Origin of the sequence: Acinetobacter sp. 1294596, assembly GCF_000582925.1 — a bacterium.
In the GTDB taxonomy this organism is placed as follows: Bacteria; Pseudomonadota; Gammaproteobacteria; order Pseudomonadales; family Moraxellaceae; genus Acinetobacter; species Acinetobacter radioresistens.
Genome location: NZ_JFCC01000037.1, coordinates 1 through 13,197 on the forward strand (window position 1 = coordinate 1; position 13,197 = coordinate 13,197).

Here is a 13,197-nt window from a genome sequence, read left to right on the forward strand (position 1 = left end):
AACTGCGTAAAACGTTGACCTATGACCGTGGACGCGAGATGGCAGAACATAAAATACTTGAAGAAGATTTAGGCATAGATGTATATTTCTGTGACCCACATTCACCCTGGCAAAAAGGCACATGCGAAAATATGAATGGTTTAATTAGGCAATATTTACCTAAAGGGATTGATTTAAATCAGGCAGATCAGCATTATTTAAATCAAGTTGCCATGTCACTGAATACTCGTCCTAGAAAAGCGTTAGATTGGCTTACACCATTAGAGAAATTTGCTCAGCTTGTTGATTATCATAAGACTTTTCAAACTGTCGCACCTCATGTTTGAATTCGCCACCTTATTTATTCTATTATTTTTTTAAAATATCTCTAAACTATAATTTAAAATTAATAAAAATTTAAATATAGTTAGTTCTTCTAATATTTCACTTTAAAAGAAAATTCTTATTTATGAGTATTAAATATATATCTATTATATATACAATAAAAAAGGGCTGATTGCCCCCTTTTACTTGTCTTTTGAATATTTTTAATCTTCAGACAAAAGTCTGGTTAGAATTTATAACGCAAGCTTAGTGTTGCGTTACGTGGCGCACCATAATTCATACTGCTCTCGCCGATCCCTTCATAATAAACTTTATCAAATAAGTTATCGACATTGAGCTGAACCTTGATATTCGGGTCAACCTGATAACCCAGCATAAGACTTGCCAACCAGATATTACCTTGGTCAATTCGCCAGTTATCCTTTTTTGTTAATGAATAAGTTTTACTCCGATAATCCACTCCTGCTCCAGCACTCCATTTATCTTGGCTATATTTAACAAACAGATTTGAGGTAGTACGGGAATTATTGGGATTTACCTTCTCACCTTTAGCATCTCGTGCTTCAAAGTTGGCGATACCAAAGTTAAGACTCCATTGATCATTAATTTCGCCATCAACCTCTAGCTCTACCCCTTTACTGACGACTCCATCAATACTTCGGTAAGCCTGTTCAGAGGTCTTAACGCCATTAACAATTACATATCCATCTGTAATTTTCTCGGCAAAGTTATCTTGCTCTATTCTAAAGACAGATAAAGCTGTATTTAAACGGCCATCAAAAAATTCACTTTTAATACCCGTTTCATAGTTTTTACCAATAGCCGGGTCTAAATAACCACCATCTATATCACGACGGTTTTCCGATTTAAAAATATCGGTATAACTGGCATACCACGAATGATCTGCTGCAAAGTCATATATGACTCCGACATAAGGAGTAACCTGATTGTCGAATTTACGCGTTCCCTTGCCATCACTTGATTCAAATTCCCAGTTTGACAGCCGTACCCCTGTCACAACTTTAAGAGGGTCAAGCACATGAAATTTACCAGCAATATAAACACCGCTTTGAGTAGTCTTGTTTAATGCCAGTCTTTTCGGGTTAGTAATCGGAGTCAGCAACTCCGTATTCATATTGGAAAAATCCAGCTCATTAGGGGTATTGATGTCCAGATCATTTGTACCTTCTTTTTTTCCCTGAATCGTTCCATATTTATTGGTAAGAAGCTCATTCTGGTTCCATGAAGCACCAGTTACAATTTCCTGCTGGCGTCCAGCCCAAGTAAACGGCGCAGTAATATAAATATCGACATTATTTTCATCATTTCTCTGTTCAGAGGAATAAACAGAAATAGCCCCCAAACTTTTTTGGGTGTCTTTATCTACATTACCATCGACATAAAGCAGAGCTGTATCTTTGTCATCCCGACGATAAGAATAACCTATATGTAAATCGACATCATTAAACAGGTTATGTTGGAGTGAGGCAAATATGGCCTTTGAGTCGACATCCCAATAGGTCCAGTCTGAACTGACGGTTAGGGAGCGGTCAAATTTGGTTCGGGTACCATCATTATAAAAGGCCGGTAGCCCTCCCCAGCGAATTCCATCACGTTCTAATTGCTGGTACATGGCGGCAAACGATAAACTGGTCCGATCGGACAGATCGTAGTCCAGTGCTCCATAAGCAATATTGCGCTCTTTTGAATAAAAATCCATAAAGGAATTTTCTTGTAAATGTTTCACAAAGACCCGACCGCGTAATGAACCGTCTTCATTTAAAGCATTTGAAAAATCTGCCGAGCTAGAGTAGCTATCCCATGAACCGGCTGATGCAGTCAGGTTACCTGTCAGTTCTTTTGCATTAGCATGTTTGCGGATCAGATTAAGCCCGATTGCCGGATTTCCAGCTCCCGTCATTAAACCATTTGCCCCTTTAACTACCTCTACCCGGTCATAAATACTTAAATCCGGATCACCTTCAGCCAGTGTTAAGGTACTTGGCAAGCCATCGACCAGATAATAATCGACCTGGAAACCACGTGCATAATAACTCTGGCGTTCATCGGTACGTGAAGCTGTTACTCCCGTAATATGGCTCATGAGTTCCTGAAAAGACTCAATATTCCGGTCATCCAGATAGGCCCGTGTATAGACCTTAACTGTCTGTGGCGTGTCTCGTAAAGATAGATCCAGCTTGGTCGCTGTACTTGCACTTTTAGCCGTATAGCTTCCGGAGTTTTCTGTGACTGCCTGTGGCTGCTCTGCTGTTAAAGTAATGGTTTGAAGCTGCTGTACATTATCAGAATGACTTGTTTCATTTTTCTGATCCGCTTCTGCTGCAAAGGTAGTTTGTATCAGTAAGGCAGTGGAAGCAAACAGAATAGTCCGTACTGCCAAAAATAAAGATTTAGGCGTAGAGTTTAATGGTCTAGACATACGAGTTAAGCCAAAAATAGTTGTCGTCAATAATTCCCTTAATGAATTGATATAGTCTCCCTCATCTTTTTATTAAGGTTAGACTTTTATAGGGCACTGGCTGCAACTCGCCTTAGCCTTGCATAGTACGGTTCTTCTTTCAAAGTCCACTAAAGTCAATTTTTTAAAGCAAGGTATATCAATTCAATCGCGGCAGAATCTTAACATGAAGCATACCTTAATGATACTAATTATCATTTTTATCATCATTATCTTATTTTTGGATTTTGAATATAATTGTTCAGATATTAAAATCATTTCTAAAAATTTAATTTAAACAAATTATTAGCTTCTCTTTTTCCTATTAGAAAGCGGTATAAATTTATAAAAGATTCATCAGATTTTAATTTTTATAATTTTACTCAATCCAGTGTTTGACTATTTTTATCAGTTATTTATTTTTGCACAGGTTCAGTTCTGCTCTTCCTGTTTTTGCTTAAGATTTTCGATATGTAGCCGGTCAGTTTTCCAGCCCTTTTCTAGTATTTCTTTTTCTAGACGATATTTAATGCGTTTGAGTTTCATTGCCGGAATCACAGCCTGCTGAAACTGTTTGACGTAATCTGTCCATGCTTTTCCCTGTAATACATTAGCTGGCATGGGCGTCTTGAAAGTACTCTGGGGGGTAAAAACTATAATTGAATGCAAATACTCAGGCTCAACTACATCTTTAAGCACTGATTCCAATACCTTAATGTGTTTGTAGTTCTGATATAACGGATTTTGAAACTTAAAAGATTTTTTATATATTTTCTGTGTCCAATGTTTCTGGCGTTCTCCGCCAAAGATCCATCCTTGATAATTTTTAGTTTCTATAATAAATATACCATAGGGACTTAACAGAATATGATCAATTTGAGTAGTACCGGTCTGTTCATCAGGTAGCGTGCAATCATTTAGCATAATATACTCTTCACTCAAGTATTCTTTAGCATGTACCCTCACTGTGAATTCGCCCAGTTTGCCTTTAAATTTAGGAGAAGAAATCCAAGCAATCAGGCCGATTACAGCCACTATAATTATAAAATTAAATAACATTTTCCTTATCCCCAGTTGTTTAGCTATAAATATGTTATGAAGTAGAATTCAAGGTTCTATCAAGCTTTTCAAACTCATTTAGCGCTATTATGATTTAATATGCAGTGTTCAAGGAAATAAATTATATTGGCTCAGAGATCAGAACTTTATATTTCAGTCGACATTGAAGCGTCTGGCCCTATACCTGGTATTTATAGCCTGCTTTCTATTGGCGCATGTAATATTGGTCATCCTGAACAGAACTTTCAATGTGAAATCAAGCCATTAAATAGTAATGCAATACCGGAAGCATTAAATGTCTGTGGACTTTCATTAGAGAGCTTACAGCAAACCGGTCTGGAACCAGTTCAGGCTATGCAAATGTTTGATCAGTGGCTTAGCTCACTTGTAAGAGATCAACGACTGGTCTTTGTAGGTTTAAATGCCGGTTTTGACTGGTCGTTTATTAACTATTATTTCTGGGCATTTTTAGGGCATAATCCATTTGGAATCAGCGCGCTGGATATTAAGTCTTATTTTATGGCTGCCCAGCACTGTAAATGGTCAGAAACCAGTTCACGGCATATGGACCGGCTATTACATCCAAAGTTAAGTAAAAATCACAATGCTCTAGATGATGCTTTATATCAGGCAGAGCTTTTTAGGCTAATACGGGGTCAGCAGTTAAAGATGAACCGTCCGCTTGGCTAACTCAGCAAATCAACGCCTTAAAGCTGGATATTCTTTTCCAGGTTCAGCAGAATTGTTTTATTATCCAGTCCACCCGCAAAACCAGTTAATGCACCACTAGCTCCTATTACCCGATGACAAGGTGCAATTATTGAAATCGGATTACGACCATTTGCAGCACCTACGGCGCGCATCGCCTTAGGTCGACCAATCGCTTGAGCAATCTGCCCATAACTACGAGTCTGTCCATAAGGAATTTTTAACAGTTCGGTCCAGACCAGTTTCTGAAACTCTGTTCCGGCAAAGTCTAGCGGTATGTCAAATCGCTGCCGGTTTCCCTCAAAGTATTCTTCAAGCTGCTGGCGTACCTGAAGCAAAACCGGATGCTCCGGCTCAACCACCAGTTCTGCCAGCTGAATACGTTTAGGTTGCTCATTTTCCCAAAGAACGGCTACCAGTGCTTTCTCGTTTGCGATCAGCCTTAAACGGCCCACTGGAGAATCCATATACTGCATTGCAAGTTTCATATTTTTTTACCTGCCTCTAATTGCTTGAAGATAATTTCATGAGAACCAATCCAGATACAATCAGTACTGCTGCCAGCATTCGCATTGCTCCTGCCGGTTCATTTAAAATAAAAATCCCCAGTAAAAAAGAACCAATTGCGCCTATTCCTGTCCAGACAGTATAAGCTGTACCTAGAGGTAAAGTCCGCATCGAAATAGAGAGCAGCACTACACTCAGTATCATAAAAACAATCGTAATTACGCTTGGGCCTAAGCGAGTAAAGCCTTCTGAAAGCTTCATTGAGTAAGCCCAAACTACTTCAAAAAGACCTGCTAAGAGTAATAGTAACCATGCCATCCGGTCTTTTCCTTTCTCGTCAGGCCGTCCTGACAATTTTTCCACTATGGGGAGGCCGTTCCTCCTGAAACTTTGATTATTTTAACTGAGCTTGTCCAGATAAACAGTAGCTCAATACGAAGGTATCTTTTGCTCAGATTCCATTCATTTAAATTTAAAATCTCTTGAGCTTTAAGTAAACCCTAAAAATAGTGTTACAGCAGATGGGGAAAAATTTATAAAGTTATGCACAAAAGCCAAACTTCACTTCTAGATAAGTATATAACTTTAAAAAAACCTTGTTCTACAGGCTGTAGCTATAAATTGGTCAGTTCAAATTTTAGGCATTGGCTAATAAAAATACTTGCTTTTAGAGTGATTAAGTCAATAAAAAAGGATTCATTTGAATCCTTTTTATACTTTTTTTGTCTAATTAATAAGCAATTGATAGTTAATTGTTTATAGTTTACCCAAGTTATCCCTAGCGTTATCAACAAGGATATCCATAGAGTTATAAACAAAGTTATCCACAGACCTTATCGAGTTATTTAAAATAGCTTAAACTTCTACACTGCCTACTTTATTCAGTTCAGCCCGCATCTCATCAATGACATTTTTATAATCTGGTTTTCCAAAAATGGCTGAACCTGCTACAAACATATCTGCACCTGCTTCAGCAATTTCACGAATATTGGCAGGTCCTACGCCACCATCTACCTCTAAACGGATATCACGGCCACTTGCGTCAATAATCTTGCGTACCTGACGTAGTTTTTCTAAAGTCATTGGAATAAATTTCTGGCCGCCGAACCCTGGGTTTACACTCATCAACAGAATCTGGTCTACCTTATCCAGTACATAGTCCAGATAATGCAATGGAGTTGCCGGGTTAAACACCAGCCCAGCTTGCGCTCCGCCAGATTTGATCAGTTGTAAAGAGCGGTCAATATGGTCAGATGCTTCTGGATGAAAGGTAATAATGTCCGCCCCTGCGTCCAGAAAGTCACCGATTGTGCGATCAACTGGTGAAACCATCAGATGTACATCAATGGGTGCCTGAATACCATATTTTTTGAGCGCCTTGCATACACCCGCCCCAAAAGTAAGATTAGGCACATAATGATTATCCATTACATCGAAATGAACTACATCAGCACCGGCTGCCAATACTTTTTCCACATCTTCACCGAGACGGGCAAAATCTGCAGATAAAATTGAAGGTGCAATTAGATAGGGCTTGGACATCGGAGGACCTGGCTTGAGAAATTGACTATTGTATTATTATAGCAAAAAGCTCCTGATTACTGGGCACTAAAGCATAAATGCAATCCCTGTTGAAATAGGTCTTAAAATTTTGAGGAAGTACTTTGAGTAAAACTCTGCTACAGTATGCTTTTTATTGAGAATGAGAAGCAACATGAATAGTCGCACAGAAATTGATACTCAAGATGCTGGTCGTATAGCTAAACGTCTGGTAAATCACTGGAAACACAAGTTTGAAATTGAAGAGCATGGCACAGCTTTTACAATTGTTATGCCAGATGCAAAAGTCATTTTAACCCCTGAAACTGAACAGTTAGCTGTTCAGGTAGAAAGTCAACGTGCCGAAGATGAGCATCAACGCCTGGAAAAAGTCGTTATTGATCACTTGAATCGTATGGCACAACAGGAATTTCAGGCACAATGGCGAGCATACTAGAAGTATGCTCTGTATCATTCAAGCTTATTTCTCTTCCAGCTGGATGGCATGAAACTGTAAGTGATCATCCATAAAGCTTTGAATAAAGTAGTAACCATGATCATAGCCAGTATGCTGGCGCAAGCGTAGTGGCTGGCTTGCCTGTTTGCAGGCCTGTGCAAACAGTTCAGGATGGAGCTGGTCATAGAATTGGTCATCCAGCCCCTGATCAATCAGGATTTCAGGAAATAAGGTACCTTTTTGTGTCATCAACTGTACAGCGTCGTGTTTAGTCCACTGCTGGCGGTCTTCACCCAAGTAATGTCGAAATGCTTTTTCTCCCCACGGACACTGACTCGGTGCGCAGATTGGTGCAAATGCGGATACCGATTTAAACTTTTCCGGATATTTAAATGCTAGCGTCAAGGCACCATGGCCACCCATAGAATGTCCGAATATCCCGACTTTATCGGTCTGCACTGGAAAGTTTTTCAGAATTGCCGGATAAAGCTCATCTGTCACATAACTTTCCATCTGGTAATGTTCAGACCATGGCTCTGCACAGGCATTAATATAAAAACCAGCGCCTTGGCCTAAGTCCCAACTGTCTCCCTGGGCAACATTTTCCCCTCTTGGCGAAGTATCAGGAGAGACCAGAATTAGTCCGAGCTGGGCAGCAAGTCGCTGGGCGTGGGCTTTAATTGCAAAGGTTTCTTCGGTACAGGTTAAGCCTGCCAGATAAAATAAAGTGGTGCAGGGTTCATCCAGCAGCGCCTGAGGTGGCAAAAAAATACTAAAACGGCTCTCACCCTTCAGATATTTTGAAGTCCACTGATAAATACGCTGTTCACCATCAAAGCAACGATTGGTCTGCAATAGTTCCATATTCTTATTCCTTTTATTTTCCTGCCCTTTCGAGCTGAGCAGACTGGGATACAGCTAATGATAAATTAGGCTGATTTGCTGTGGTAGCCGGGAACAGGCGCTGTTCCAGTTGAGGCAACATCAGTTCCATATTTTTGCCGATGACCCACTGAGGCTCAGAAGGATCAAAACCTTGAGCATTCTCCCAAGTCGCTACCGTACTGCGTGCCTGTTCAAACGCCGTTTTTAAGGAAGACTGTTCACGCATAGCCTGATCAAAGAAAGCCCGCCCAAAATAAGTATAGTCAGCTTCATTGGAGCAGCCAAATGAAGCACGGTCAGCAGCAGAAGCTGTGATAATTAAAGTGTTGGCAGACTGCAAGGCAGGTATAAAACTGCCAGAATAGCAGGCAGAAATTACAATTACACGCCAGCGGATACCGGAACGGTCCAATGCTTCACGTAGCCATTTTGGATCAACCTGATCCAGCTCTAAAGGCGCATTTTCAATTTCAAACTGATTTTGCAGCCCGTGTGAAGTCATATATAAAAATAGCACATCACTTTCACGGTTCATTTGCTGCCCGATACGGCGTAGCGCCAGATTAATGCTGGTTCTAGAAGCAATAGGTATTTCAGTACGGGTTTGTGGGTTATTAATTAGCATTACCGAACGGCCGAATGTTCCGAAACGGGTATCAAACTGTTCCCTAATCCGTTTTACTTCAGATTTAAAAACATCCTGATAGCTAGCACCAGCGACACCCAAGAAATACCAGTGCGTTTGAGCAAACTCACCATACTCCACATCTTCCAGAGTACGATTCAGTATTTGACTCTGCTTATAGAAAGCCTCTTCAGAAAATGATGGCGGGACACTTTCTACTTTCCAGATTGGCTGGTCTTTAACTGACATCTGCCATACGACCAATGTAATAAATGTCGCCAGCATGATCAGGGCAAATTCCCACCACGGCCATTTTAGTTCACGACCAAATACCCAGACCACAGCCATACTCTGCCAGACAAACAGCACCATAAACAGGATGGGCAAATAGTCATAAATTGCATAAGGTAAATAATCAAGTTGTCCCAGATACTGAATCAGGCTTTGCAATAGCGCAATATGCGTATCCAGAATCAGCCATAAGATAGTTGGCACCAGCATTAATCGTGGATTATTGGTACGCTGTGACAGGAATATGCCGACAATTAAGGCCAGAAAAGGCCATAAGGCATAACTCACCAGTCCTTGCGAATTAAACTCGCCAGTTTCACCAGCAGTCAGCCAGCTAAATAAAGTATTGGCCAGCCCTCCCAGTACGCCCCAGACAATAAACTGAAGGATTGAAGGCCGCACAGCAGCCAGTGCACGACGAGAACCTAAAAATAACCACATCCCGGCAATCTGATTGCTTTGAAAATCATGCCAAAAATTAATCGATGGTTTGAGGTTAATCATAGGATGTCTGGGAAAATGATATTTTTTTAAAGGCCTAAACAGTTTAGGCCTGAGATAGAATTTAGCAATGCCACTTTCTAACTATATAACAAAACTTTGCTTAATATTGAAGCTGTTACCAAATAGTTTTAATCAGGCAGATAAAAGTAGGCATCGAAGCGGCAGGCGTCGCCTAACCATTGATGATCAGGTGTTTGTTCGGCTAGAAATCCTGCATGACGTGGCCGTTTTACTATGACCCGTTTTGCAACTGCTTGTGCAAGAGATAAAAGTCCATCTCCCAAATCCATCTCTCCCTGTTCAGGCAACAGCATATGTAAAAGCTGCATCTGTTTTTTAACTTGGGCCTGTTTTTTATGGTCCTGCTGATTCTGGTCACGCTGTGGAAACATCGGATCAAGATAAACAACGTCTATCCTGTGCTGTCGAGCTGTTTGCTGACGCAAATAATCAGCAGAGTCGGCAAAAACCAGTCTAATTCTTGCTGCGGCTGAGTTCAGGAATGCATCAGTTTGTGCCTGAGCCAGACTCTCTTCCAGCAGCGTAAATAGAATGGGATGACGCTCGACTAAAGTGACTTCTGCACCCAAATGGGCCATCAGCAAGCTATCATGCCCCAAACCGGCAGTGGCATCAATCAGTTGCGGCTTTTCTCCCAGTTGGCAGGCGCGGGCAAGCATTTCCGACTTTAAACTGGCACGCTTTAAACGTGGAATTTCAGCTTTCCAGTCTGGTTGCATTTTCATGCCATTTGCACATAGCCATAAACCCTGCGCGTCTGTACATAAAGCAAGTTCCGGATTCAGGCGTAAAAAACGGCTATTGATTTTCTCAACTGTCTCTATACCTAAATTTATACCTCGTGAACCAAGCACAGCAGCGTAGTGCTGTGCTTGATCCTCATATTCAGCTTCACAAAATAAGCGCATGGCTTACCATAATCTCCAGCCAGTAAAGGCAAATAGCAGGATCAGTAATCCGGATGCGATCCGGTACCAGGCAAAGATCATGAAATCGCGCTTGGCCACATAAGCGACTAAAACACGAATCAGGAACAATGCTGAAATAAAGGAAACTAGAATTCCCCAGCCGATTACCAACCAGTCAAAATTACTTTCCAGTACATCATAACTTTGATACAGATCTAAAAGACCAGCTCCGATAATGACAGGAATACCGAGAAAGAAAGAGAATTCGGTTGCCGATTTACGTGACAGACCCAACATCATGCCGCCAATAATTGTTGCGCCTGAGCGCGAGGTACCCGGAATCAGTGACAAGACCTGAATCAGGCCAATCCAGATTGCCTGTTTGATACTGATATTCTCAACTTCAGGTGCATTGACTTTAGGTGGATTCTTTTCTACCCATATAATAATCAGGCCACCAACAATCAAACCAATTGCTACTGCCACATCATTAAATAGAAGCTCTTTAACCTGCTGACCAAACGTCAGACCCACCAGTACAATTGGAATCGAGGCCAGAATCAGCCCAAAGCCCAGACGACGACCTTTTTCTTCGCCCGTGATCATACCTGTGGCAGCGCCCCATAGACGCGACCAGTATTCATAAATCACTGCCGCGATTGCCCCCATCTGGATGGCAATTACAAAGACTGCACTTTTTTCTTTAGTCCAGAAATCCATTAACTCTGAGGCCAGAATCAAATGTCCAGTACTTGAAATCGGAAGGAATTCAGTGATTCCCTCAACAATACCCATGATGGCTGCTTTAAATAGCAGTAAAAGATCCATACCGTATTCCTAATTATGCTTTACCTTGTTCTGGTATTTTTTTCCACGCATTGTCACGCAAGTAGACTGGTAAAGCCTGCTCGGCACTTAACCACTCGGCTTTTAATGCTTGTACTCGTGCGATCGCTGCAATATCTTGGGCTGTTGCCGTAATCTGCTGGTATTTTACCTGTGCTGTATCAACCAAGGCTGAACCTGAACCCACCAGTGGAAACTGGACAGCTTGTCTGGCAGTCTCATAATCAAGTAGCTGTTCCTCAGCAACTGGCCGCATAATATGCTGCTCATCTAACTGAAAACTGCCTATATAAACTTCCTGCATCCGTGCATCCAGTACGGCACTCACTTCTTTGAGGCCCGTCAGACGATAGGCTGCCTGAGCCAGTGCCTGTAAGGTTGATACGGGAATGACTGGCAAATCGTTGGCCCAAGCCAGTGCCTGGGTGACTGCAGCATTAATGCGTACGCCGCTGAATGAACCTGGTCCACGGCTAAACGCTATTGCGGATAACTGCTCCAATTGCAGTGAAGTTCGCTGCAATCCCTTTTCAATCATAGGTAGTATCATTTGTGTCTGTGCTTTAGTACGCTCATCCAGCTGAAAGAACAGCTCCTGAGCGTCATCTACTATGGATACGGAACACTGCTCGTTGGCAGTTTCCAATGCCAGCAATTTCATGCACAACCTTAAATAAAATCAGTTAAAAATTGTTGGCTATCATACTCCACTCATGTTTCAGTGGCGAGGATTTCACAGAGCAAATACAAAAAAGCCAAGTCTATACTTGGCTAAATTTTCGTCTTTCAGATTCAGTTAAAATTTAACTTCTTCCAAGTGTGTAAACCGCTTAAAATGTTCTGCATAATGTAGTGCGCTGAAACGGATATGTGCTGCAACCTGCTCATCCACCTGTTTCACGACTTTTCCAGGCGACCCCATGACAACTGAGTTGTCTGGAATAATTTTACCTTCTGGGATCAAAGCGTTAGCACCAATAATACAGTTTTTACCAATTACTGCATTATTTAGAATTACAGAATTAATTCCAATTAATGTATTGTCTCCAATGGTACAGCCATGCAGCATGGCTTGATGACCAATCGTAACATATTGCCCGATATTCATCTCGATGCCGGCATCAGTATGTAATACTGCATTTTCCTGCACATTGGTATAATCACCAAGGTGAATTTTAGAATTATCTGCACGGATCACCGCTCCAAACCAGATGCTGACCTGCTGCCCCATTTCAACCTGACCAATCACTGTGGCATTGTCTGCTACCCATCCATCCCAAGGCTGCTGTAAAGCTTTAGGCGCGTGCCCTTCAAATTTATATAACATGTTTCTATTCCCTGTTTGTTTTAGTCAGTATTTTCTAGCCTGAAAAGTAGGCGAGTTCAACAAGAATGGCCATTCTTTTTTATAATTTAAGCCATATTTAAACAGCGCAATTAACATTCGGGCAGTCAGGCCCCAAATAATTTCATTATTAATCCGCATACTGGGAAAATATAATGACTGATGCGCATAGTGAACCTCATAAGGTACAGGAGGTGCATGCATCAGTTCGTCTAATGAAACATAAAAAATCCGGTCGATTTCAGAAGGCTGCGGATTGAGCTCCAACCCGGCCGGAATAAGTCCAACTACCGGTTTAACCAACATACCATTACGCGCACGATGCATAGGTAAATCGCCTATCAGCTCTACTTCAAACGGGTTAAGGCCAGTTTCTTCCTGAGCTTCCCGTAGTGCAATCACAATATTGCTGGTATCTGTCGCATCCCGTTTCCCGCCTGGAAACGAGACTTCACCTGCATGACTGTTCAGATAGGCAGAACGGCGTGTTAGCAGCACTTTCGGATCAGGCTCATTGGTAATAGCAATCAGGACTGCGGCATGGGCAGGCTGTATACGTCTTGAAAACCGCAAGCGTTGTTGCAGAAGTTGTATGAGTGAATGATCATCCATGCCATTACCTTATCTTCGCTCTTTTATTCTATTTTCATCATAGCTGAAATTGTCAGGCTTGACATACAAATGATGCGAAAGCATAAAATTTCGGTTATGCTGAATGCC

At 41.4% G+C, this 13,197-nt stretch carries 15 protein-coding genes; 3 read left to right on the plus strand and 12 right to left on the minus strand.

The genetic code is table 11. The annotated features are described in order from the left end of the window. A partial coding sequence (locus tag J502_RS16670) for an IS30 family transposase (RefSeq protein ID WP_034594144.1) occupies positions 1–326 on the plus strand: 326 nt, incomplete at its 5' end. A gap of 224 nt (positions 327–550) precedes the next feature. Here the strand turns inward: J502_RS16670 and J502_RS12040 are convergent. Both J502_RS12040 and J502_RS12045 read right to left on the minus strand, forming a co-directional pair. Then, entirely contained in the window at positions 551–2,764 is a 2,214-nt protein-coding gene (locus tag J502_RS12040) for a TonB-dependent siderophore receptor (protein ID WP_034684258.1), read from the minus strand. 450 nt (positions 2,765–3,214) lie between these two features. After that, entirely contained in the window at positions 3,215–3,841 is a 627-nt protein-coding gene (locus J502_RS12045) for a nuclease-related domain-containing protein (protein ID WP_034684260.1), read from the minus strand. A 126-nt stretch (positions 3,842–3,967) separates the two neighbouring features. On the opposite strand from J502_RS12045, the gene J502_RS12050 reads away from it, so the two are divergent. Continuing rightward, positions 3,968–4,531 (plus strand): 3'-5' exonuclease, encoded by a 564-nt coding sequence (locus tag J502_RS12050; RefSeq protein WP_034684262.1) that lies wholly within the window; start codon positions 3,968–3,970, stop codon positions 4,529–4,531. Between the two features lie 17 nt (positions 4,532–4,548). Here the strand turns inward: J502_RS12050 and J502_RS12055 are convergent, their stop codons facing one another. From J502_RS12055 to rpe, 3 genes are all read right to left on the minus strand, one after another. Further along, on the minus strand, positions 4,549–5,037 hold the full coding sequence (locus J502_RS12055; protein ID WP_005018605.1) for a methylated-DNA--[protein]-cysteine S-methyltransferase: 489 nt from the start codon (positions 5,035–5,037) through the stop codon (positions 4,549–4,551). 16 nt (positions 5,038–5,053) lie between these two features. Next, positions 5,054–5,374: a DMT family transporter gene (locus J502_RS12060; protein WP_005018603.1), complete on the minus strand. Its 321-nt coding sequence runs from the start codon at positions 5,372–5,374 to the stop codon at positions 5,054–5,056. Positions 5,375–5,911: 537 nt separating this feature from the next. Continuing rightward, on the minus strand, positions 5,912–6,598 hold the full coding sequence (gene rpe, locus J502_RS12065) for a ribulose-phosphate 3-epimerase (RefSeq protein ID WP_005027700.1): 687 nt from the start codon (positions 6,596–6,598) through the stop codon (positions 5,912–5,914). A gap of 172 nt (positions 6,599–6,770) precedes the next feature. Here rpe and J502_RS12070 point away from each other — a divergent pair, with 172 nt between their 5' ends. Further along, positions 6,771–7,052, plus strand: a complete 282-nt coding sequence (locus J502_RS12070; RefSeq protein ID WP_005018600.1) for a DUF2218 domain-containing protein — start codon at positions 6,771–6,773, stop codon at positions 7,050–7,052. 24 nt (positions 7,053–7,076) lie between these two features. Here the strand turns inward: J502_RS12070 and fghA are convergent, their stop codons facing one another. The 7 genes from fghA to J502_RS12105 form a co-directional block, all read right to left on the minus strand. Beyond that, on the minus strand, positions 7,077–7,916 hold the full coding sequence (fghA, locus tag J502_RS12075; protein WP_005406862.1) for an S-formylglutathione hydrolase: 840 nt from the start codon (positions 7,914–7,916) through the stop codon (positions 7,077–7,079). Between the two features lie 13 nt (positions 7,917–7,929). Further along, positions 7,930–9,357, minus strand: coding sequence for a C13 family peptidase (locus J502_RS12080; RefSeq protein WP_005404877.1), 1,428 nt, complete (start codon positions 9,355–9,357; stop codon positions 7,930–7,932). Positions 9,358–9,485: 128 nt separating this feature from the next. Next, positions 9,486–10,286, minus strand: a complete 801-nt coding sequence (locus J502_RS12085) for a class I SAM-dependent methyltransferase (RefSeq protein WP_034684264.1) — start codon at positions 10,284–10,286, stop codon at positions 9,486–9,488. Between the two features lie 3 nt (positions 10,287–10,289). After that, the gene (locus J502_RS12090) at positions 10,290–11,114 is read right to left on the minus strand and encodes an undecaprenyl-diphosphate phosphatase (RefSeq protein WP_005018595.1); all 825 of its coding nucleotides are present in this window, start codon (positions 11,112–11,114) and stop codon (positions 10,290–10,292) included. A 13-nt stretch (positions 11,115–11,127) separates the two neighbouring features. Further along, a complete protein-coding gene (gene tsaB / locus J502_RS12095) occupies positions 11,128–11,793 on the minus strand; it encodes a tRNA (adenosine(37)-N6)-threonylcarbamoyltransferase complex dimerization subunit type 1 TsaB (protein ID WP_034684266.1) in 666 nt (221 codons plus the stop codon). Positions 11,794–11,928: 135 nt separating this feature from the next. Next, entirely contained in the window at positions 11,929–12,459 is a 531-nt protein-coding gene (locus tag J502_RS12100; protein WP_034684268.1) for a gamma carbonic anhydrase family protein, read from the minus strand. A 24-nt stretch (positions 12,460–12,483) separates the two neighbouring features. Then, a complete protein-coding gene (locus J502_RS12105; protein WP_005018581.1) occupies positions 12,484–13,089 on the minus strand; it encodes a CoA pyrophosphatase in 606 nt (201 codons plus the stop codon). Positions 13,090–13,197 lie beyond the last annotated feature (108 nt).